The 23,588-nt window shown below is 65.0% G+C and carries 8 protein-coding genes and 7 pseudogenes; 9 read left to right on the top strand and 6 right to left on the bottom strand.

The window, feature by feature from the left end; all coding sequences use genetic code 11:
* Nucleotides 1-12 precede the first annotated feature (12 nt).
* Nucleotides 13-144: pseudogene (locus ACSHT8_RS02425) on the bottom strand (IS256 family transposase); the annotation flags it as partial.
* A gap of 66 nt (nucleotides 145-210) precedes the next feature.
* A pseudogene (locus ACSHT8_RS02430) lies at nucleotides 211-1,741 on the bottom strand (ISL3 family transposase).
* Nucleotides 1,742-2,114: 373 nt separating this feature from the next.
* On the opposite strand from ACSHT8_RS02430, the gene ACSHT8_RS02435 reads away from it, so the two are divergent.
* Entirely contained in the window at nucleotides 2,115-9,500 is a 7,386-nt protein-coding gene (locus ACSHT8_RS02435; RefSeq protein ID WP_436497254.1) for an RHS repeat-associated core domain-containing protein, read from the top strand.
* Nucleotides 9,501-9,788: 288 nt separating this feature from the next.
* Nucleotides 9,789-9,921: pseudogene (locus ACSHT8_RS02440) on the top strand (IS5/IS1182 family transposase); the annotation flags it as partial.
* A 209-nt stretch (nucleotides 9,922-10,130) separates the two neighbouring features.
* On the opposite strand, the pseudogene ACSHT8_RS02445 reads toward ACSHT8_RS02440, so the two are convergent.
* Nucleotides 10,131-10,325, bottom strand: a pseudogene (locus ACSHT8_RS02445) (IS30 family transposase); the annotation flags it as partial.
* Between the two features lie 108 nt (nucleotides 10,326-10,433).
* On the opposite strand from ACSHT8_RS02445, the pseudogene ACSHT8_RS02450 reads away from it, so the two are divergent.
* From ACSHT8_RS02450 to ACSHT8_RS02460, 3 genes and pseudogenes are all read left to right on the top strand, one after another.
* Nucleotides 10,434-11,640 (top strand): annotated as a pseudogene (locus ACSHT8_RS02450) (IS3 family transposase).
* 257 nt (nucleotides 11,641-11,897) lie between these two features.
* Nucleotides 11,898-13,904 (top strand): hypothetical protein, encoded by a 2,007-nt coding sequence (locus ACSHT8_RS02455; protein WP_436497256.1) that lies wholly within the window; start codon nucleotides 11,898-11,900, stop codon nucleotides 13,902-13,904.
* 283 nt (nucleotides 13,905-14,187) lie between these two features.
* Nucleotides 14,188-14,814, top strand: a pseudogene (locus tag ACSHT8_RS02460) (transposase); the annotation flags it as partial.
* Here the strand turns inward: ACSHT8_RS02460 and ACSHT8_RS02465 are convergent.
* A pseudogene (locus ACSHT8_RS02465) lies at nucleotides 14,793-14,945 on the bottom strand (IS110 family transposase); the annotation flags it as partial. The pseudogenes ACSHT8_RS02460 and ACSHT8_RS02465 overlap by 22 nt on opposite strands.
* Nucleotides 14,946-15,956: 1,011 nt before the next feature.
* Complete coding sequence (locus ACSHT8_RS02470; protein ID WP_436497258.1) at nucleotides 15,957-17,540, bottom strand: S8 family serine peptidase; 1,584 nt, start codon at nucleotides 17,538-17,540, stop codon at nucleotides 15,957-15,959.
* A 413-nt stretch (nucleotides 17,541-17,953) separates the two neighbouring features.
* Here ACSHT8_RS02470 and ACSHT8_RS02475 point away from each other — a divergent pair, with 413 nt between their 5' ends.
* The 3 genes from ACSHT8_RS02475 (at nucleotide 17,954) to ACSHT8_RS02485 (ending at nucleotide 21,070) form a co-directional block, all read left to right on the top strand.
* Nucleotides 17,954-18,454 (top strand): ArsI/CadI family heavy metal resistance metalloenzyme, encoded by a 501-nt coding sequence (locus tag ACSHT8_RS02475; RefSeq protein WP_436497260.1) that lies wholly within the window; start codon nucleotides 17,954-17,956, stop codon nucleotides 18,452-18,454.
* Nucleotides 18,455-18,560: 106 nt separating this feature from the next.
* Complete coding sequence (locus ACSHT8_RS02480; RefSeq protein ID WP_436501972.1) at nucleotides 18,561-18,908, top strand: metalloregulator ArsR/SmtB family transcription factor; 348 nt, start codon at nucleotides 18,561-18,563, stop codon at nucleotides 18,906-18,908.
* A gap of 263 nt (nucleotides 18,909-19,171) precedes the next feature.
* Nucleotides 19,172-21,070, top strand: coding sequence for an ABC transporter ATP-binding protein (locus ACSHT8_RS02485; protein ID WP_436497262.1), 1,899 nt, complete (start codon nucleotides 19,172-19,174; stop codon nucleotides 21,068-21,070).
* Between the two features lie 260 nt (nucleotides 21,071-21,330).
* Here the strand turns inward: ACSHT8_RS02485 and ACSHT8_RS02490 are convergent, their stop codons facing one another.
* A complete protein-coding gene (locus ACSHT8_RS02490; protein ID WP_436497264.1) occupies nucleotides 21,331-22,113 on the bottom strand; it encodes a sterol desaturase family protein in 783 nt (260 codons plus the stop codon).
* A gap of 611 nt (nucleotides 22,114-22,724) precedes the next feature.
* Here ACSHT8_RS02490 and ACSHT8_RS02495 point away from each other — a divergent pair.
* Entirely contained in the window at nucleotides 22,725-23,456 is a 732-nt protein-coding gene (locus ACSHT8_RS02495; protein ID WP_436497266.1) for a hypothetical protein, read from the top strand.
* The last annotated feature ends 132 nt before the right edge of the window (nucleotides 23,457-23,588 follow it).

The raw sequence follows: 23,588 nt of genomic DNA on the forward strand, positions 1-23,588 counted from the left end.
GCGCACACCTGCGCCTGTCAGCTGCAGGCCACCGGCCTTGGCGCGGTCGATCAACTGGCCGATCAGCTGCTCATCCAACTGGTCAGACCCAGCCGGCGAGGTCGAGTCCTCAGCGTGTTCCACGCCGGACATCATCTCGGTCATCGGTGTCACTTCCATGATCGGGAGTTACACCGCTCGTCTGGCTCTGGCGCACTTTCGGTGGTGGCGTTAGCCGAGGAGGATGCGGTGGCGCAGGAGCGCGAAGCCCGCCCGCCCATACGTTTGTCGTTTGAGTAGCTTGGTTTTGGTGTTGATGCCTTCGGTGCGTCCGTTGTGGTGGGTGAGGGTGATCGCGGCGGTGACGGCGTCGATGTCCAGTTCGATGCCTCTGGCGAACGAATGCACTTGGGGTAGATCCGCCTCGCGGGCGGTGGTGGCCCAGGCCGCCAGCCGGGCGGGATTGCTGCCGTGGGGTGTGAGCAGAGCGGCGAAGGTTCGCACGAGGCTGGCCAGCGCTGTCATTTCGGGGCACGCGGCGGTCAGTGCTTCGAGTCGTTGGTGTTGATGGTCAGCGAGGTTCTCCGGTCGGGTCAGCAGCAGGCGGGTGGCCTGGCGGGACGAGAGGTGCCGATGCTCGTCCAGATGGCGCCCCTGATTCAAGTAGCGCACGAGGAGGTTGTGGCTGCCGGTGTAGCCCAGTGCGCGGATCTCGCCCAGCAACTCGGTCGGTCCCACGCCCGGTTCCTGTTCGCGGCGGAGGCGGAGGTGGTCGCGGTAAGGGTCGACCATGCAGGCCCGGTATTTGGGGACGCGTTGGATGCGCTGCGGTGTGGCCGCGCGGGCGTAGCGCTTGACGGTGTTCATCGCCAGACCGAGGCGACGTGAGCAGTCCAGCAGCCCGACTCCGGTATCGAGCAGGGCATGGATCTGGTGCCAGCGTTGCAATGTGGTGTCAGCGAGCTTGCCCTCGCGCAGCCCGGTGGCCGTGGCCCAGCACGCGCTGTGGGCGGCGACTTCGCGGCCTGCGGCGTCACACAGGCCGTGCCAGAGATGCCAACGGTCGGCCACCTGGATCGCGTGCGGCAGCGCGTCGCGCACGGCTTGAGCATAGGGTCGAACCGTCGCGGCAGACGACCTCGACACCCGGGTGCGCCCTCAGCCACTCGGCCGCCACCTGCGCGCGCCGTCCAGGCAGGACGTCGACGCGGGCACCGGTGTCCGCGTCGATTAACACGGTGGCGTAGTCATGGCCTCGGCGCAGGGCGAAATCGTCGATCCCTAGGACCGCTGGCACCGCCCGATCCGGCAACGGAATACCCAACAACACTCGCACCGCGGTGTCCCGCCCGACCGGGATTCCGATCGCGGGCAACAGTCGGGCGGAGGCCCTGCCTGCCAGCTCGCGCACGACACAACGGACCTGCTCACCTAATCGCACGGTCCGCCGTTGATAACGCTCGACAAGGCCAGGCACCTGTTCGCGGAACGTCTGACGCGGGCACTCGGGGACAGGGCATCGCATCCGGCGGACCCGCAGTCTGACCAGCACCCGGCGACCATCGACCGGAACATCGGCCGGAACCCGCTCGTGACGGGCGTGAACACGGCCGGTCGGCGTCCCGCACGAAGGACATGCCACCGCATAGTCCCTGGTCGAGGCCCGCACCACGATCATGTCGCCTGCGTCCAGGACGCTCTCGATCGACAGCGCGGACAGCCCCGAGAACACCACATCGACCAGCTCCGCCACTTCAGTCACAAATGATCATGACAAGATCAACAAGCGCCCCGGTTCGGGACCCCCACACCACCACCGAAAGTGCGCCAGAGCCGCTCGTCGTCGTCTTACAGTCCCGGCGATTGACGGAGGCGGTGTCTGAGTGCCTGCGGTGGGCGGTCGTCGCGCGAGATCTTGGGGACCTTTGTGCGTGCCAGTGTGTGCTCTAACTGGCCGTCTCGGCGAACGGACTGACCGGGACGGGGCCCGAGATGTGCGCGGGGACGGTTTGCGCGCGTCGTGAACCGGGATGGGAGGCAGCTACGTAGTGATGGGAACGCTGTCTCGGCGATGGCGTTGAGGTCGGTGTCCTGGCCCCGTGGTGCCGTTGCGGCCCTGGCGTTTGGAGTAGACGATGGACCAGTCGATTAGCTTGCACGGCCGCGCGAGGTGGGGGTCTCGGTGGTTGTCGGGGTTGTTGGTGGCGGTTCTCGCGGCGGCGGGGACTGTTGGGTTGTCCGGGCTCGCGCGGGCTGATGCGCAGCGTTCGGGTAATTCGGGGCTGTTGGGGGGTCAGTCGGCGCCGGGGGTGGTGTCGTTGGCCGGTGGGGGCGGTGGTGCTTCAGGGGATGGGGGTTTTGGTTTTGGTTATCCGGTGAGTGTGCCGTCGGGGCGTGGGGGCCAGGCTCCGGAGGTGGGGTTGTCGTATTCGTCGGGTGCGGCGGTGCATGGGGGGGTTGCGGCTGGGTGGCGGTTGGGTGTGCCGGTGATTTCGGTGGATCCGACGGGGGGGACGATGCGGACGGAGTGGCCGCAGGGGGGTTCTGCCGAGGCGCCGAGGAATTTTGTGGGCCCGGATGGGAATCCGTTGGTGCGTGACGAGAGTCTGCCAACGCAGTCGGGGGGTGTGGGGTATCGGGCGTTGAATGATGGTTCGTTCGCGCGGTATGAGTTTTTGGGGGGCGTGGCGGCGGAGCCGTATTGGTGGCGAGTGTTTCACGCTGATGGGACGTTGTCGCTGTATGGGTTGAAGTCGGATCAGCCGTATTCGTTCGCGCCGTTGGTGTTGGTGAAGGACGGTGATGATCACCAGTTGCGGTATGTGTATGCGACGGTGGGGCGGACGACGGCGGTGCCTGCGGCCGATCATCCTCGGGAATTTGTGCCGTCGGCGATCGAGTATTGGTCGCCGGGCGCGTCGCACGCGTATGCGAAGGTGCTTTTCCAGTATGACAATCCGCGGTTTTGCGGTGACGCGGGCACGGGTGTGCTTCCGGTCGGGTCGAGGCTGGATTACACCTTGGGGTTCGGGTTGTTGTCGGGGACCCGGAAGTTGCAGCGGATTGTGACGGTGACGCAGGAGGGGCCTGCGGCGGCGTTGAAGACGGCGCGCGAGTATGTGTTGAATTACGACGCGGGGACGGAGTCGTGCACGGGCGCGGTGACGCCGTTTCGGCAGTTGAATTCGGTTCAGCCGATCGTGCATTCGCCGAATATCACAGGTCCGGCGGCGGTGAAGTGGTTGCCGCCGACGGAGTTCACCTATGGCAAAGCGGCGTCGTATGTGAACGATGCGCAGTATGAGGCGCCGGTGGCGGTGCCGGTGCCGAATTTGCGGTTGCCGGAATCGGTGGACACGGTGCAGCATCCGTTCGCGAATCCGGATCAGCCGGAGACGTACACGTTCGCGCCGGGTGGTTGGTCGACGGCCGCGGTTCCGTTCGGTGCGGTGCCGGAGACGAAGAAGCCGCACGGGCAGTACAGTTCGGCGTCGATTCCGTGGGCGGTGGCGGTGGGGCAGGCCACCGGCGAGTCGCTGTCACGGTCCTTTGTGGATGTCAACGGTGATGGTCTGGTCGATATTCTGGCGCGGGCCGAGGGCAACCTGAGGTTGGCGGCGGCGGCGCCCGCGACCGGTGGGTGCGTGGTGGACGTGTATCTGAACAAGGGGCCGGATCAGGGTTTTGTGAAGCAGGAGTCAGGTGGGGAGTTCCCGCCGTTCTCGATGCGTGATGCGATGGCGGATGTGCCGGTGCCAGCCGGAACCGTGGAGTCGGGCGCCGGTGAGTTGTTGTGTTCGCTGTCGCGGTCGTTCAGTTCGGATGATTCCGGTGGGTGGATGGGGGATCCGTCCAAGCCGTGTTCGGCGCAGGAGGAGTGGGACACTACCGCCGGATGGGGGTCGATGCAGCAAGTCGTGCATGGCTTCCAGGACATCGATCGTGACGGTTATGTGGATCTGCTGTCGCAGCCGATCGCGTCGGTGCACTGCCCGTATGAGAGCACGCACGGGATCCCGGATCCGAACGAGTCGCTGCCGGAGGATCCGTCGGACCCGACAAAGATCCTCACCCATTGGACCGAACATGGTGGGTTCATGGCCGATTCGATGCTGCACAACCGTGACGCCGAGGACCGGTTTCCCGATTTCGACCAATACAGCCGCATCATCACCAAGCGGCAGACGAACTGGTATGTGTACCGCAACACCGGTTCCGGGTTCGCCTCCACACCGACGGTGCTGACCCGGCAGGTTCCCGCTCCTCCGGGTGCCTACGATCCGCAACCGGGTGTGTACGTGTACTCGAATCCCCTTCCGACCGACGGGATCATCGGTGGCTATACCTTGCCGTGGCAGGGGTCGGTGTCGTATCCGTCGATGGACATGAACGCCGACGGTATGACCGACGCCGTGGGCGAGATGTATGTCTACCCGGGCAAGCCCGACGGCACGACCGGCTACGGCCTGTACATGACCAGCCGGGAGGGCGCCTGCTACGGCTCGAACGACCCGTTTTGCGACACGCGTAACCAGATGGGTTTTCACCGTAAGCGCACCGGTTACGACGATCTGGACAATCCGACGCACTACACGGGTTTCCCGTTCGATTCGATGTTCGACATCAACGGTGACGGTCTGCCCGACCAGATCCAGTCCTACGGCACCTACGCGCAGGTCGATTTCCACACCGGTGCCGGTCTGGGCAGCGATGTCGACGGTGGTCGGGTGAAGTACAGCGAAAACCACCCATTGACGCAGTACATGGACAGGTTCCGGGCGCCGGATCTGTCGAACCGCAACTGGCAGAGCTACCCGACGACTGGGGAACGCCATGGGTTGACCCGGATGATCGACCTGGACTACGACGGGTTGCTCGACACGTTGTCCTACGACGGTGCGACAGGCCAGTTGTTCCTCAACGGTGGTGCCCGGTGGGTGCGCGAGACTCCGGCTCAGGTAGAGATCGCGCGGACACTGGCCGGGCGGATCGACGCTCGCGGCACACTGGCGGAGTACGCCGACCGCGGCGACTACCACTACACCGCGACTCGTACGGCGATCGACCTCAACGGTGACGGGCTGCTGGACCTCGTGGAGGACGTCGACAACGACGGCACCCCGTCGGTGCGGTATGCCAAGCAGAACCTCGACACCGCCGACGCGGTCAAGGCGCCCGCCCGGTTGCTGCGCACGGTGAAGAACGGCTACGGCGCGAAGACCACGGTGGACTATAAGCGGGACACCGAGGTCGGCAAGTGGTTGGTGGACAAGATCACGGTCAACCCTGGCCAGAACGAGCCGGCGATGGTGACCCGCCACAAGTACCTCGACCCCCACTACGGATCCACCGCGTACGGCGCGCGGGTGTTCCGCGGCTACGGTGACGTCCGCCAGGTCCGCGAGGGCCCGCAGAGCGCCGGCTCGCTCACGGTGGTCACCCGGATGGCGTTCGATCAGGACTACCGTGGTCTGCCCTCGCGGGTGGTGACGATCCGCGGTGACGCTCTGGACGTGACCGACCCGGACGCTCACCCGAACACCGCCACCGTGGTGGACAACACCTACACCGTCCGCGAGCTCGGCCTGCGGGCACCGGGCATGCTGGCCTCGTTCCCCTCACGAGTGGTATTGCCCGACACCACCACCACTTACACCTGCACGGGCTCGGACGGGCAGACCGCCACCGCGTGTGTGGCCGGCGCGCCCAAGACGGTGACGACGACGGGGTGGGACGACCACACGGTGGGCGGCGCCTATGTGATGGAGTTGCCGACCTTCGGTCAAACCGAGTTCGTCAACGCCGACGGCCAGACCGAGATCCGCCGGACCACCACGACGTCTAACGTGGCGTGGTCTGATGTGGTGTTCAATGTGGCGCCGGAGTCGGTGACCAGCAGCAGTGTGGTCGATGGTGTCTCCACTGATCTGGGTGCGACGTATTACGCGTATGAGGACCCGGTGTTCCGGCGGGTGCAGACGGTGTCGGTGGACGACGCCGATTCCAGCGTGCCGGTCAAGGTGACTCGTTACGCCTATTACGGTGGTGCGGGCGCGGATCGTGGTTTGGTGCGTCGGGTGTGGGCGCCGGAGCAGGTGTACAGGTACGGTGCGGGTGATCCTTTGCGTGGTGGGGATGACGCGCCGGGGTTCACCGAGTTCGTCTATGACGCCGTCGGGGTGCACGTGACGCGGGTGACCAACCCGGTTGGTCAGGTCGTGACGTCCACTGTGGATCTGGGTACGGGTGCGACGTTGTCGGCCGAGGGCCCGGACTATGTGTGCGCCGACGGTACCGCGCAGACGTGTTCGTTCGACCAGGCCGCGTACCGGCAGCGCGTTCAGACCAAGGTCGACGGGCTGGGCAGGCCGGTGGAGAACACGGTGTTCCCGGCGTCGGCGGCCGCGGGTGTGGTGGTGTCCAGGGCGACCTACAAGGACTCCGACTCGTACATGTCCGGCGGGTACACCCCGGTCTCGACGATCACCGAGACCGCGTCGGGTGACGGTGATTTCACCTACGACACGACCGAGATCGACGGGCTGGGGCGCGTCGTGCGCACCATGAACCAGCGTTCCCCGCAGCCGGGCGGTTACGTCGAGTACGACTACGACGCCGCGGGCCGGGTGTCGCTGACCCGCACCACCCAGGGCGGCGGTCTGGGCACGCTGACCATGCAGACCCTCTACGACGCGTTGGATCGGCCGGTGGAGGTCAAGAAGACCTCGCCGAACACGCAGGCCGATCCCGCCCGCACCCTGTCCACCGTCGCCTATGACGGGTTGACGGTGACCGCCTCACGGGTCACCGGCGACGGATCACCCGCCTCGGTCACCAAGTCCACAATGGACGCTGCCGGTCAGCTGGTGCTGGTGCAAGAGAAGACAGGTGTGGACGCGGGCGGGGCGAACGTGTTCGCCTCCACCACCTACCGGTATGACGGGGCGGGCCGCACAAGGCAGATCGCCGACCCCGACGGGGTGGTCACCACCCTGGCGCATGACTACTCGGGCAACCGCACCGCGATCACGTCGGCGGGACGGACGTGGGCCTACGGCTACGACCGCAACGACGACATGACCACCGTGACCGAACCGGTCCCCGCCGGCGCGGACGCGGCCGCCTACACCCGACACACCACCTACGACGACCTGGGCCGCGTCACCCGCGAACGCCCCGGCGTGCAAGGGGAGAACCCGCAGGTGCGCGACCTCGACGCCGCGGAACTGGCCGAGTTCAAGATCGGCGACAAGCGGTACTTCTACGACCGCAAACCCGACACCCCACCCGGCGGCACCGACCCGTGCCCGACCATCCCCGCCAACGCCGCGCACATGACCGGCCGTCTGGTCTGCACCGTCTCACCGGTGCTCACCACCGAGAACCGCTACACCGACCGCGGACACCCCCAATCCACCAGCCAGACCCTGCACGCGTTGGCAGGCACCGGCATCACCGCCGACCGGGTCCAGGTCGACTACACCACCGACGCCACCGGCACCCTGGAATCACACACCACCACCACCATCGACGCCACCGGCGCCGTGTCCTACCAAGGCCCCACCGTCGCCACCCACTACGACCGCGACGGCACCCCCTCCACCACCAACATGCAACTCGGCGCGGGCAACGCCAACCTGACCATCACCAACACCCGCAACGCCGCCGGCCTGGTCACCACCCGCAACACCAACACCGACAACACCGCCGGCTACGCCTCACCCACCATGAACTTCACCTACGACCCGTTCGGCAGGGTCACCGGCATCGACGCCAAAAACATCGGCGTCCAGCGCTACAAGCAGAACTACACCTACAACCACGCCGGACAGATCCGGCAGACCACCGAACAACTCGGCGACACCACCCAACCACTACGCACCACCGACTACACCTACGACCACCGCGACCAACTGCTCACCGCCACCCAATACGGCGGCAGCACCCTCTACAACGGCGTGTTCACCCACACCCCCGGCGGCCGCATCAACACCGCCAACGTCTCCACCATCGGCGGCACCCGCGTCCCCTCCCGCAACGTCACCCACCGCTACCAGAACCCCACCCAAGGCGGCGACCCCCAACGCCTCGACGCCCTGATCAAACCCGACAACACCCCCCTCACCGACTACACCTACGACGACGCGGGCAACACCACCAGCCGCACCCTGCCCGACGGCACCACCCTCACCCAACGCTGGGACGGACCCCGCCTACGCAAAACCACCCGCGCCACCGGCGAAACCGAAACCTTCTTCTACGACGGCCACACCCGCGTCGCCGCCATCCAACGCGACACCACCGGCACCATCACCACCGCCAAACACTGGGCAGGCAACCTCGAAACCCTCCACACCCCCAACGTCGCCCCCCAACACCGGCTGACGATCACCCTCGCCGGCCAGGTCATCGGCCGACTCGACGGCGACAAAACCACCGGAACCTTCGAGCACTACCTGACCACCCCACTCGGACACCACGTCCTCGCCCTCAACGCCACCGACGCCACCACCAAACGCGTCGCCTCCTACGGCCCCTACGGCGAACTCATCACCCACCTCACCAACGCCGGAACCCCCACCAACAAATACCCCACCGAATTCAACGGCAAGGACTACGACACCACCGGCGGCCTCCACTACTACGGCCACCGCTACTACGACCCACACACCCTCGCCTGGACCTCAAGCGACCCCCTATTCAGATTCGCCCCCGACCTCGAACAAACCAACCCCAGAGCGGCCAACCTCTACACCTACACCGACAACAACCCCATCACCCGACACGACCCCAACGGGTTATGCGAGAGTCGTTCCACCTGCGCATCGCTACCGCTAACCAACGAACACTTTCAAGACGGGCTTTCCTCTGGGATGTCGATACTGCCGGTCATTGTAGGCGAATTGGTTTTCGGTGCGACGTCCGTATTCCTCGGCATGGAGGATGACAGTGGAAGGCAATACAAGAGAGACTATGAGGCGACAGGCGACCATGATATCTCGCAAGTCCTGTCCGACCTCTTCGGTCTGCTACCCATTCCCGGCCCGGCAGATGAGGCTATCGAAGGCGGTCTGAAGAGCGGCGCGAAGCGAGCGGACGACTTGGGCGCCGCAGACGATGTCGATCTGGACAACATCACCGAGTCGACACAGACCGGCAGACACGATGGAGTCCAGGCTCGCGATAAGCACAAGGAAAAAATGCGCGAAATTCAAGAACGTCACGCGGAGGCCATGAGAGCGCGCCAGGAAAGAATCGAGTTCTTCCAAAAGGGTGGACTGGCGAAGTTCCGTGAGCAGCTGAATGGTATCGGTAGTCGTTCGGAAGCGGAGGATTCTCTCTACAAGATACTCAGGGAGCGCAACTCTCAATACGCGGCCGACGTTCGGAGTATGCCCCGGATTACCGGAGAAACGGTCATGCACGACTACAGGACAGGTGCAACGTTCGAGATCGGTGACTTCGGTATTGAGATGAACAATCCGATCACTAACGTGTACGAGAGGCTCATCAGCTGGTAATTTGAGCGTTAGTTGCAGGCGTAGCGGTGGGCTGACCGCCCGATCCATGGTGCGAAGTTCGCATGGACCGGGCGGTCAGTCGTAATTTGACAATGGTCCGACCGCCGCCAGTTAGGCTTGTTGATGTTGATAGCGTGACCCTTTTTAGCCTGAGGCGGATGTGTTGGCGGGCAAGACTTCTGCTGATCACAGGTTGACAGTCGCCAGCGTGGTGGCATCTGAACATGGCGAAGCCCCTGGTAGCAGGACTCTCGACCAAGATCGTTCTGCATCATCCCGGAGCTTCAGATGTTGTTCTACCGTGCCGCGCTGCCGTTGTCGCAGGCGACCCTGACTTTCGTGTCTGATCCGCGCCCACCGTGTCGAGATCGGCTCGCGGTGGCGGGCGCTGAACCTGGGGCGACAGGCCCTGCTGGTGCTGGCGGGCGGATCCGCGCGATCATCGCCACACCTGAGCATGGTCAGTGTGCCAGCGCGGCGATGAAGATCTCGGCCGGTGTCCGCCATCCGAGGACCTTGCGGGGACGGGGTTGTTGAGGCGGTGTTCGGCCGGAGCGAGGTTATACGTCCGAAGCTGCGAAGGTCGGTCCGCTTCGGAAAGTACTGGCGCAGCAGCCCGTTCATGTTCTCGTTCGTGCCGCGCTGCCATGGACTACCAGTGTGGGCGAAGTAGATGCCCTCGCCGAACAGGGTGGCAAGCTGGTCGTGTTGGGCCATCTCCGAGCCCTGGTCCCAGGTCAAGGTCAGCCTGGCAGTCGGGAAGGTGCGCCAAGCGCACGAATCGGCTGCGCGGTCGACCAGGGTGGCGATCGCGGACTGGCTCATCCGTCCGATGATGAGGTCGCCGGGCCTTGGCCCGGGCCTTGACCCCGGATGTTGGACACCAGACGCACTTGGGCCCTGATGGTCCGGGTGGACAGGAGTCCTGCACTGATGGCGGTGAAGCACTACCCGCCGGAGTTCAGGGCCGAGGCGGTCGCGCTCTACCGGTCCCGGCCGGGCGCGACGATCAGGTCGGTGGCCGAGGATCTCGGGGTGAACTCCGAGACGTTGCGCAGTTGGATCCGGCTCGACGAGCAACGGCGTGGCGACTCACCGGTCGCGAGCGGGGCGGCCCCGACGTCGCTTGGGCCGGCGGAGGGCGAGAACGCCGCGCTGCGCAGGCGCGTTCGCGAGCTGGAGGAGGAGCGCGACATTCTGCGCAAGGCGGCGGCCAAGTATTTCGTCGGGTAGACGCGCTGGTGAACCGCTTCCAGTTCGTCGCCGACCATCAACGCCGCCACGGCGTGAAGCGGTTGTGTCAGGTCATCGGGATCGCCCGGTCCAGCTTCTACCATGGGCGCGCCACCGCGCCGGACCGGGCCGCGCGGGCCGCGGCGGACGCCCGCCTGGCGGCCCGTGTGCGCACGATCCACCGCGACTCGGCCGGCACCTACGGGGTCCCGCGGGTCACCGCCGAGCTGCGCGCCGCTGGGCACGTGGTCAACCACAAGCGTGTCGCCCGGGTCCTGCGCGGGATTGGCCTGGCCGGACTGCGGCTGCGCCGCCGACACCGCAACCACCCTCGACGATCCTTCCGCGGTCAAGGTCCCGGACCTGCTCGGCAGAGACTTCGCCGCGCAGACACCGAACACCCGCTACGTCGGCGACACAACGTATCTGCCGATCGCCGACGGCACGTTCTGCTACCTGGCCACCGTGATGGACCTGTGCTCGCGCCGTCTGGTCGGCTGGGCGATCGCCGATCACATGCGCACCGAACTGGTCATCGACGCCCTGCACGCCGCCCAAAGCACCAGGGGGAGCCTGGCCGGAGCGATCTTCCACAGCGATCACGGGGCAATACTGCTCCCGGGCGTTCACCGACGCCTGCCGGACCACGGGGGTGATCCAGTCCATGGGCGCGGTCGGCAGCTCGGCGGACAACGCCGCCGCCGAGAGCTTCAACGCCTCGTTCAAGCGCGAGACCCTTCAGGGCACCACGAATTGGTGCAGCAAAAGGGAAGTACGACTGGCCGCGTTCGGTTGGCTGCACCGCCACAACACCCGACGCCGCCACTCCCACCTCGGCCAGATGTCCCCGATCGACTACGAGAACAGCCTGCTACCGACACCAGCTACCCTGAACCACGCCGCATAACCCCGTGTCCAACATCCGGGGTAAGGCCCGACGGGCGGCTCGCGGACTGTGCTCGCTCGTTGGGGTGTGTGGCCTGGCCACATGCTCTGCATGTATCTGCCAGCCACCCAGGCGGGGTGCTTTCGTTGGATGCCGTCGCTCCACCATGGACAAGTGACTTGTGACCCAGTTCGGGCACCGCGCGGAGCCTGGCCGAACCCACGGGAGGCAAGTCCGCGTATCTCTGACGACGTGTAGCTCATTGACGACCGCGTCAGATGACGATCACCGAACTCGAAGGAGCGGGAGTGCGAAGGTCCCAGTGGGGAGGCTACCGGCTGGTGGTCGCCCTGGCAGCAGTACTAATCGGCTCAGCACTGAGCCATGTACCCGCATCTGCCGAGCCATCGGCGGACCACGACTACACAGTGGGCACGATCGCCACCGGCTCCGGGGTCTGCGGCGACCAACCGTGGTCCAGTGGACTCCAGTTCTACGCGAAAACACTAGGGGCGACGCAGAACTGGGTTGCGCGGTATTGCCCCGAACCTGGTCGGGCGCAGACCGCGTGGCTCAATCTAGGCTATTACGGGATGCCTCTCCAGCACTTGTGCATCGGCTTCGACAACGAGGTCGCAATCGGGCAGAAGACACTTAGCCCCAACGGTGCGGGCGGTTGGAGTCAGGTGCCACCGCATGACGTCGGTGAACTGCTCACCCACTCCGGTTGGAGCGAGTCTTGCACGCTGCCGCCGAGTGATCCGCCGGACGCGCCATCCCGAGTGACGGTGACGGGTTCCGTGTTGACCTCCATCGATCACGGGATCACTTATCGCGGACTCAGCGGTGCACGGTACGAACTCTGGTACGAGGGCAAGGACGGCGACCCGAATTCGCCCGTCCTGTGGCGGCCGGTGAAGACCGAGCTGGGTGGCTCAGGCCGTGTGACAGGTTTCCTCGCCAGGGACGGCCGGTTCGAGCTCACGTTTGACTACCCTCAACGCCAACCGGGTCCGGGCGGTAACGAATGGCACGGCTGTGAGCCCAGTACCGTCCCCTTCATGGCTTCTTACGCCTGCCATGACGACAAGCTGGTGCTGCGCGTGTACCCGGAGAACCAAGGCCGGTCGATCTCGGTGCGCGAGGAAGAGGCCGACCCCGCCGCGACGACCATTGCAACCGTTCCGCTCGGGCTGTTCTTCCAGCGCACCTCCGACGTGCACACCGCGACGTCGCAGATGGCGAAGATCTACCGTCAGGCGGCAGAGACTCGGTCGGTGTGGACCGACTCGGGCATCGACCCCGGTGCTACCGAGATCGAGTATCACCCGAACAGGCCGACCGGGTCGGCCTACGAGATCGGCGGCAAGGTCCACCTGGCGGTGAACGCGCCGGACGCCAGTGCGGTTCCGCACGAGATCGCCCACAACTACATGTTCAACATGTACGGGTACATGCCGGACATGCCCAACTGTGATCCCCATTGGATTATGAGGAAGTCGAGTGAGCGATGTGCGTGGGTCGAGGGTTTCGCGGACTTCGTGGCTACCGTGGTCCGAGGAGATAGTGGCTATCTGCACGATGATGGCACCAAGACCGATCTGGATACCTGCCTTGGCCGCCTGGTCGCCTGCGAGGACGGAAATGACGTAGAGGGCCGTGTCGCTGGCGTCCTCGTGGATCTCCATGACGGCGGAGTTGAGTACGTCAACGGATTCGACGAGCCTTTTGCGCACGACGTTGGAGACATCCTTCGTGTAGTCGCCGAGGACAAGCCGGAGACCATGCGCGGCTTCTACGCCGGGTGGCGGCAGCGCGGTCATCCGGAGGACACATATCGCGTCTTCTGGATGAACACGATCAGCAACGTCGTGACCGACGACACCTCCGGCGACGTGGCCCCCCGCGGGCAGTGGTCCGCAGGCGAGACCGACCGCTGTGGATGTGTCGGTGGCACCTACCACGCGTCGGCGTCCGCGTTCGCGACGCCGGACACGTTTGTCTGGAAGCTCGGCGACGCGATCAGAAGGACAGGGCAACACGAGATCCTCGTGCGGCTCCCCAAAGGCAGCGACACGCAGTCGCCGACCGCGACATATGAGGTGACCAGCTCATCGGGAACGTTCACCGCTGTCCGCGACCAGAGTACCAACGGTGACGGATGGGTCTCCCTCGGCGTGTTCTCGCTGGTCGAAGGTGACGACTCCGTGGTGGTGGAACTGTCCGAGGGCAATTTCGGCGTCGGTTACGTGATCGCTGACGCCGTGATGGTCGCCGAGCGCTAGGTTGTGCCTCTAAGTTCTGCCCAGTGGGATCGGCGGGTTCTAGCGATCCCCGCAACATCCTGGATTTCTCGGAGTTGCGGGGATCGTGGTTTGGAGAGTTGAAGGTGAGGTTCTTCGAGGTCTGGAGCGGGGGACGGCAGTATCTCGGGTGCTGCTCGGGTGGTCGGGGTGAACCGTGCGACGGCGGCGGGGTGGGCGCGACGGCCGGTATCGGTGGCCGTGGGAAGTGGGGCACGGCGGGCATCCGGGTCGGGCGGAGTACGACCGGCTTCGTGCGGGCGGGGTGCGTCGGCGGGACACCGCGGTGCGAGTCGGGGTGCACTAGCGCACAGCCAGGGATTGCGGCCGTGGCATCCGCAAGATATGCGACGCGCCTGCACCCGGATGGGCGCCGGATGGACTACAAGACAGGCGTGACCACCATTGTCTTGGCGACGTCAGCGACTCTGGCCGCGGTCGAGGCCGAGTTGCATCCTCGGTTCCTCACGGTGACCGAGCGGGAGATGATCGCCGACCTGCGCCGTGGGGGCGAGTCTTTGCGGGCGATCGGGCGGGCGCTGGGCCGGGCGGCGTCCACGGTCAAACGCGAGATCGACGCTCGTTCGGTCGAGGGTGCCTATCAGACGCACCGGGCGTAGCGGGCCTGGGCGGGCGGCCCAAGCTAGCCCAGGACGGTCCGCTGCGCGACTACGTCGCCGGCAGACTGCTGGCAGCAGTGGTCGCCTGAGCAGATCTGTCACGCTCTGGTCGTGGAGTTCCCGACGACGAGGGTATGCGGGTGAGTCCGGAGACGATCTACCAGGCGATCTATGTCCAGGCCCGTGGCGGGTTGCGCCGCGAGGTCGATGACCGGGTGGTGCCCGGCCACTGGGAATCTCAATACTGTTGTCAAGCGGCCGGAGCCAGTGCTGGTCGGGGTGGTTCCTGGTAGGTGGTGCGGTCGCGAAGCATCGCCCAGAGTGTGTTGATCCGTAGCCGTGCGAGGGCGATGAGTGCCTGCTTGTGGTTCTTGCCTTCGGCGCGTTTGGGGTCATAGAACGCGACGCCTGTGAGATCTACTCACAACCGCATAAGCCATCAGGTGTTGCGAGGCTGATCAAATAGGGGAGGTCCGGCAGACCGATCGATGACGAAGAAGATCGAGGACGGCGGAGATCGCTGCCCGTTGGCAAGGAGCCGGGTTCCTCATCGGCGTGGAGCAGACGGCAGCCTGCACATCGTGACGCGCCGCGCGGTACACCAACGCAGCGCGGTTGCGGTTGAGTCGGTTGATACCGAAATCCACAGTGCGGCCAACCACGCCCACGTACGGGCGACGCGGAATTGGCGCCAGGATCACGTCGCCACACGGTACGAGCTGGTGCTCGTTGACGGTCTGCTCGTCGCGGTTCCGGGTGGATCGCTCGAGGGCGACCCGCGCGATCAGCGAGATCTGGCTACTGCTGGCCGGTCGAGAACGTCGACTCATCTCGGTTGTCCGGCTACGCACGCAGGCCGACCCGTCGCCTACCCCGACCGCAAAGGGATAACCGGTTGATGGACGCCACCGAGATCAAGGTCCGCTGAACCACGGGCGAACGCGCCGGTCGGCACCAGCCCGTCTCAGGCAAATCGTGACTTTGCCCCAGAGACCACAAGAAGGCACTCGGACGTATGCCCGAGCCACTGAAACCCTGTCACACAGAGGAAACCGCACAAATCCCGCCGTGTCCGGGTTGAGCACGGCATCGCTAACCTCTAGAAACTGGCGCGGCCGGTCACACCAACTCGGCGGGCGCGATGTCCTCGATCAGCATCTCCGCGCCGCTGCCGGCCCGCCGTCCAACCTCCAACACCGCGACTGGCCGTGGTGAGTACCGACCGCCGGACAGTCGATTGGCTATGGACACTGGCGATCGTGACTTGGTCACCGACGCTGCCCAACAGCAGCTGCGACCCTGGAAGCATCGCAACACCTGACGTTCGCGGGATCGGAGGCCTGACCGAACGCACATGGCGACGCGTGTGTCCTGCGTCAGCACGACACACGCGTCCGCCAACCTGTCGCGGTGGTTAGAGCTGCAGCGTCCAGGACGTGAGTGTTCCTACGGCGCCCGACACGCTGTCGATGACGCGAAGGCGCCAGGTGCCGTTGACCGGCACACCGGTTCCATCGAAGTTGCGGTCCTGCACGGTGATGTTGTCGCCCGTATCACTGCTTGGGGAATGGATCCGGTACTCGCGGCCGTTCGGCGCGATCAGGTCAACCTGTAGTTGGCCACGAGCCGGGTGGGTGATGTCGACGGACACACTCATGCTGCTACTGCCCTGGGTATCCGGCTTGCCGCTGATGGCGAGGACGGGGTTCAACACGCCGACGTCAGCCATCAGGAAGTCGATGTCGTTGGTGTGCCGCGAACCGGAATGCAGCAGAAGGTTGCCGAACTGCGGCGCGTTCGCATCCCCGACAACACCGAGAGTGCCTTGCCGCAGCAGCTTGTTCTCAAGAGTGCGGTGTGCGGTGCCTGGCGGGTATCGGCCTGTGATCACCGCCAACGCGCCTGCTACCTGGGGCGCCGACATAGACGTTCCATTCTTGACTTCAGTCGAGGTGTCTCCCGACGCCGAGGAGGAGACGATCCCGACCCCTGGGGCAAATATGTCCAAGCACGAGCCGAAGTTCGAGAACGATGCACGCTCGTCGTCATCGTCGGTCGCGCCAACGGTGATCACCTCGGGCATCCGGGCCGGACTGCGGGAAGCCGATCCCTCGCAGGCGTCGATATCGTCATTTCCCGCCGACACGACAAAAGTGATGTTGCGCGCCTTGGCCGCGCGGATCGAGGCCTCGAGTGCGTCAACCCCAGAACGCGTCGAGGGGAAGCTGAGCGACATGTTGACGACCGACCGTGCGGGCGCGTTGTCGATGATCCATTCGATGCCCTGGACTACGGAAGTCACCGTTGCCGTCCCAGTGCAATTGATTACCTTTACCGCGACGACCTGCGCGCTGCGAGCGATCCCGTAGGTCGTACCGGCGGCGAGTCCGGCCACGTGCGTGCCGTGGCCACGACAGTCTTCGCCGAACGGTCGGTCCCCTTGGGTGAAGTCGAGTGAGTAGTCGGCCCCGATGCGAGCGCGTCCGGCGAAGACCGAGTGCGTGGTGCGCAGTCCGCTGTCGACGACGAAGATCGTCGAACCCGAACCTTGACCTGTGGAAGGCGCGTCGTACTTGTTGTCGAGCGGCGCAGTGCGCTGGTCGACGCGGTCGAGGTGCCACGGCGGATTGGCCTGGACCGTGTCAGCCTCGGCCACCGCCTCCTGCTCGACGCGCTTGACCTTCGGATCCGCCGCGAGCCTGCGCGCCTGAGCCTCGCTTAAATTGACCGAGAACCCATGAAAAGCCCGTTTGAACACATACCCGACCCGGCCGCCATTCTCGCGTGCGAGGTGATCAGCCGCAGAACCTCGTTGTTCTTCTGAGACCACTTGGTTGAATTCAACGAGGTAGGAGTCCTTGACGCTCGCTCCGGTGGGTGCGACGAATTTCTGGGGTCGATCACTCGCCGACGATGCGGACGACGCAACGGTAACCGCGGTCAAAGCGGAAAGGACGACAGCGCTGGTGCGAACTATCGTGCCGAAGGACTTCGGCATGAAACACTCCAATCGATTCTGCATGGCACGCGGCAGGAGGTACGCCCACACCTGGGCGGACTCGTCGGATATACGCTTTTCCATCATTGTCGGTTCCATGGTGGGTACGCGTCAGTGGAGCTCTGGCCGGGCGACTTGGTAGCCGACTCCTCGCGTTGTTGTGCTCGGCCCGCAGGCGGTCAGGTCCCCGCCTTCGTGTCTCGAGGCGACCGTGGTGGCTGGGAGGAGTCGCGCGCGGACCTGCGGCTGTGGCATTCCCCACGGAACCGATGTCGCGAGAACGTCGTATGAGGACCGCTCTCGCAGCCAGGGCCGCTTGCTTCGACAGTTGTCTAGATTGACAGCAATCTAATCAGGGCGTAGGACTTGACGGGTCGCCCAAGAACGGGCGCCTGGAACCGGAGGTAGGACTGATGTCCCGAGTTCAGTTGGCTTTGCGAGTGCCGGACCTGGAAGCGGCGGTGGACTTTTACAGCAAGCTGCTCGGCACCGTGCCCGCGAAGTCTCACGAGGGCTATGCCAACTTCGCTGTCACGGAGCCGCCGCTGAAGCTCATCCTGCTGCAGGGCGAAGCCTCGGATGCCACTGCGTTGGACCATCTCGGCGTCGAGGTGGAGACGAGCGAGGAGGTTCACGCGGCCACCGCGCGTCTGCGGGAGGCGGGTCTGAGCACTCAGCACGAGGAGAGCACGTCCTGCTGCTATGCCGTGCAGGACAAGGTGTGGACCGAGGGGCCTGGTCGGGAGCCTTGGGAGATCTACGTGGTGAAGCAGGATGCCGACAAGCTCACACATGACAACGGCGTGTGCTGCGCGCCCGCGTCCGACGGCTCCGGGGCGACGGCGAAGACGACGCTGGCGACCGCCACCGCGGGACTCGCCGTAGTCCCGCAGGCCCAGAGCTGTTGCGGCTGACCTGAGATCGCCCGGCGGGGTCTCGTCGTGAATTTCGCGATGAGACCCCGCGGCCCAGCCGTCATGCACCACTCCCTTGTCACTACTTTGATAGATGTCGAATCGAATGATGACGAAACATCAGCAGCCGCCTTGCTGCAGCCCAATCACAGAGGCCCCGTTGACCGCAGACGACGCCGCGGATCTAGTACGTGGGTTCAAAGCGGTCGCAGACCCGGTGCGGCTGCGGTTGTTGAGCATGATCGCTTCCAATTCGAACAAGGAAGTGTGTGTCTGCGACATGACCGGTGCGTTCGACCTGTCCGGTCCCACGATTTCCCACCATCTGAAGGTGCTGCGGGAGGCGGGCCTGATCGACAACGAGCGTCGAGGCACCTGGGTGTTCTACCGCGCGAACCTAGAAGTCCTGGAGCGCCTCGCAGCTGTTCTGGGCAACGGCATTTCTGCGCGGTGAATGCCCGCGCGCTATGTGTTCGAATCCACGGTCCCTCCCCGTCGTCGGCCTGTTGTGGACTCGATTGCCGTTGATCGCGGCTTTGGCTGAGTTCATCGCCGTGCCCGGATCGTTTGATTCTATTTCTTTCGAACGAATGGAACCGTTCTGTCGGCGTCGACCGTAGGAAACTTGAGGGTTGGTGGTGGCAATAGGTCGTCGGCGTGCAACAAGCGGACGGACTGTCCGTCGCCGCTGACGGTGGTTCATCGCATGATGACGAAATGGAGATCCAAGTGGACATGCAATACGCCGCATTGACCTCGTTGCTGAAAGCGATGAATGCTCCCGAGTACAACCGGCCGTTCTCGAAGGTCGCGCTTCGGCGTATCGGGGACTTCGCCAGGCCACACCGCGCGCGACTGATCTGCTTCATGTTCCTAGGGGTGGTCGCGGCGCTCCTCGCCGTGGCGACGCCGGTACTGGCGGGCCGAGTGGTCCACGCTGTCATCAGCGGCGCGCCACCAGGTCTCGTGCTTGGGATCGCCCTGCTCATCGCCTGCGTGGCCGTGGCGGAAGCCGCCGCGGGTCTGATCAGCCGCTGGCTGTCGGCAAGCATTGGCGAGGGCCTGATCCTGGATCTGCGCAAGGCGGTCTTCGACCACGTGCAGAGGATGCCGGTCGCCTTCTTCACCCGTACTCGGACCGGCGCCCTCGTGAGTCGCCTCAACAACGATGTGATCGGCGCTCAGCGCGCGTTCAGTGACACCCTCTCCGGCGTTGTGACCAACACAGTCACGCTGCTGTTGACACTCGTGGTGATGATCGGGATTTCGTGGCAGATCACTCTGCTCGCGTTGGTGTTGCTCCCAGTCTTCGTCGTACCCGCGCGGTTGGTGGGCAACAGGCTAGCCCGCCTGCGGCGGGAAGCTGTCGACCACGACGCGGCGATGAACACTCAGATGACTGAGCGGTTCTCCGCATCCGGAGCGACGCTGGTGAAGCTCTTCGGCAGACCCCACGAAGAGTCGGCGGAGTTTGTGGCCCGAGCCCGTCGGGTACGCGACATCGGCGTTCGTAGCGCGATGCTTCACCGCGTTTTCATCACCGCGCTGACGTTGGTGTCCGCGCTCGCCCTCGCCCTCGTCTATGGTCTGGGCGGGCTCTACGCGTTGCGAGGTGAGCTGGACGCCGGGTCGCTCGTAGTCCTCGCCCTGCTGATCACCCGGCTCTACGCGCCGCTCACCGGCCTTGCGAGTGCCCGGGTCGAGGTGATGGGAGCTCTGGTGAGTTTCGAGCGAGTATTCGAGATCCTTGACCTCAAACCACTGATCAACGAGAGGCCGGATGCGGTCTCGCTACCACCTGGGGCGGTCTCGCTCGAGTTCGACGAGGTCTGGTTCAGCTATCCCAATGCGGGCGATGTCTCGCTCGCGTCGCTGGAGGAAGTCGCCGCACTGGATAACCGAGGCGGCGTCCATGTGCTGCACGACCTGTCGTTCCGAGTTGAGCCGGGCCAGATGGTCGCACTTGTCGGTTCGTCCGGTGCGGGCAAGTCCACGATCGCCCAACTCGTGTCGAGACTGTACGACGTCGACCGCGGAGCCGTCCGGCTTGCGGGCGTCGACATCAGGGATCTCACGTTCGACTCGATCCGGGACACGGTGAGCATGGTTACCCAGGACGGTCACCTGTTCCACGACTCGATCCGCGCGAACCTGCTGCTGGCAAACCCGGACGCATCGGAGGACGACATTTGGGATGCGCTGCGCCGGGCGCGGCTCGCCGCCGTCGTCGCGGCGCTTCCTGACGGGCTTGACACTGTCGTCGGGGAGCGTGGGTACCGGTTGTCCGGCGGTGAACGGCAGCGGTTGACTATCGCGCGCCTGCTGCTGGCCCAACCACGGCTGGTTGTTCTCGACGAAGCCACGGCGCACCTCGACTCCACCTCCGAGTTGGAGGTGCAGGGGGCGCTCAGTGAGGCTCTGCGCGGACGGAGTGCCGTCGTGATCGCACATCGGCTCTCCACTGTCAGAGCGGCTGACATGATCTTGGTGATCGAGGATGGCCGGATCGTCGAGCGTGGAACACACGCCGAACTGCTCGCCGCGAGCGGACGCTACAAGCAGCTCTACCGGACGCAGTTCGACCAGAATCCGGAGGAATCGCTTCCGGTGGGGTGACCCGTGCGGTGACAACCGGGCGTGGCATCTGCTCCCAGCCTGCTCACCCAACATGCGCCGCACTCGGTCGGGAGCAATGGACGTGTTCGTGCATCGACTGCAAGAAGCGGCCCAGCGCCGGACACCACAAGATCGACGCCTGGTTGTATGCGTCCTGGCCCGGCGTGAAGGTTCTTCGCCATTCCGGCGTGATTACCGCCACGCCGCCTTCACGTACGATCGGCGACACCCCATCCGGCACTCGCCAACGTGGGGGCACCTCAGGTGTCGCGCTGGCGTCGTTCAGCTGCCCAGCCTGGCCCCTTCAGGAGGAAGCCTGCCCGTTCAGGCCAAGTCCTAGCCAGGGCGAGGTCCTTCGCGATGCTTCCGTACTCGTGGTACGCGATGCGAATCGGGTTGAAGGTGTCGATGTTCTTCGTGAGCCCGTACTCGCACCGCTCGCCTTCCGGTTCGAAGGTGCCGAACAGTCGATCCCACACTATGAGGATCCCGCCGAAGTTGCGGTCTAGGTAGGAGCCGTTGGACGCGTGGTGCACACGGTGGTGGGAGGGGGTGTTGAAGAAGAACTCGAAGGGCCTCGCCAGCGTGCTCACTCGCTCGGTGTGCACCCAGAACTGGTAGATGAGATTGACCCCTTGGGCGAAGAACAGTGCCGCGGGCGGCACTCCGGCGATAAGCAACGGCAGGTAGAACACCCACGTGGTCAGGCCCGCCGTCCATGACTGGCGGAGCGCGGTCGACAAGTTGAACGCCCGGCTGGAGTGGTGAACCACATGCGCGGCCCACAGGACCCTGATCACGTGGTGGGACCGATGAGACCAATAGTAGAGAAAGTCCTGGGCCAGCAGGATGAGCGGGAACTGCCACCACTGGAACGTCACTTGCCACGGGACCCATTCGTGGATCGCGAGGTAGATCGGCAGCACGGGCAGCCGCCAGAGCGTGTCCCACAGCACGCTGCCCAGCCCCATCGCCAGGCTCGCCGCGGTGTCCTGCCGGTGATAACCCACCTGATCGTTGTCTGGGTCGAGACGGAATGACATCCACTCGACGACGAGCAGGGCGAGGAACGCCGGAATCGCCCACGTCGTGACGTCAGGGAGGTTTGGCATGTGGGCATACCTCTCGTGCTAGTGAGTTCACCCCGACTACGACTGGACCACGCTCCCAGGTTCCCCTGGGGAGCGGCGTCCTCCTGCGCGGTGAGAGGTGGGTTCAGCTCACTTCGGCGCGATGCCTCAGGTGAGGGCTCATGTCGCGGTTTCGGGGGGCGGATCATCATGCGGATGCTGGCACGCGCCATCAGGAGCCGATGACTACGAACGGTCGCTGGAACCGAAGCGCCGACAACTGCCGTAGACATCGCGAATTGTGGCGGCGGCCGTTCCAGGTGAAGGGCGAGACAATGAGGACGACCCGACCGGACATCCCTCTTTCTCTCATGGCCCCACGGTGGCGTGGGCAGGCCGGACGGATGGAGGTCTGGTACACGACGATCACTGATCCGCGAACCGGAACCGGTGTCTGGCTTCACCACGAAATCGTCGCTCCACGGCGAGGGGGCCCTGTCCGCCGCCACGGCTGGCTAGCCCTGTTCCCTCCTGGCGGACCGCCAGTACATCAGACGTTCGACGAGCCATTCGCATCATCGTCGATGTCCCTGGAGTCCGAGACACTGGTCGGTGCCGCCGCCGGGTACGAGTGGGTGCTACGCCGAACGTGCCACGCCGCCCCCCTGTTCACCTTCCCGAAGGTGGCGTGGGAGCGTGACCTGCTTCCTGCCGCTCAGATTGTGCCCGCCCCCACTGCCACCTTCGACGGCTTCATCGATCATCCATCGGGACGGCTCACGCTAACCGACGCGCCAGGCGCCACAGCGCGGATCTACGGGCACGGGCACGCGCGGCAGTGGGCGTGGCTGCATGCCGATCTCGGAAACGGCGATGTTCTGGAGATCGTGTCGGCGGTGTCGACCAAGCCGGCTCTGCGCCGTCTGCGGCCGCTGACTTTCCTTCAGTTACGGCGGTCCGGCGATACCTGGCCGACCCCCCGTCAGGCTCTTGTGGCGCCGTTCGCATTGCGGGCCACGATTGGGTATCCCCGATGGTGGGTGACAGGAACCGTCGGCGATCGGCGCATCAGCGTGCAAGTATCGCAGTCTCCGAACGAGACATTGGACATCCGGTATACCGGTCCCGACGGACGCAATTTCCTCTGCCGCAACAGTGAGCGCGCCACGGCAACGATAGTCACGGAGCGCAGGGCCGCGGGATCATGGGTACGCGAGCACGAATGGCGTCTGGAGAAGACTGCGCATTCCGAGGTGGGAATCGCCGAGCCAGAGCGGCCTGTCTCAACTCGAGGTGCTTCGGCCAAGGCGACGTGATGCCTGGCCATGCCGCGCCGCCGCACGTTGGTCCACACCTCGTCTCCGCCATCGTGTACGACGACAGGCAGTCGGAGTTCGCAGGAAGATCGTCGGGCGGGTCCGACCACACCCGGTACGGGCCAGGGGCAT

Origin of the sequence: Actinokineospora sp. HUAS TT18, from assembly GCF_051364635.1 — a bacterium.
Lineage (GTDB): Bacteria > Actinomycetota > Actinomycetes > Mycobacteriales > Pseudonocardiaceae > Actinokineospora.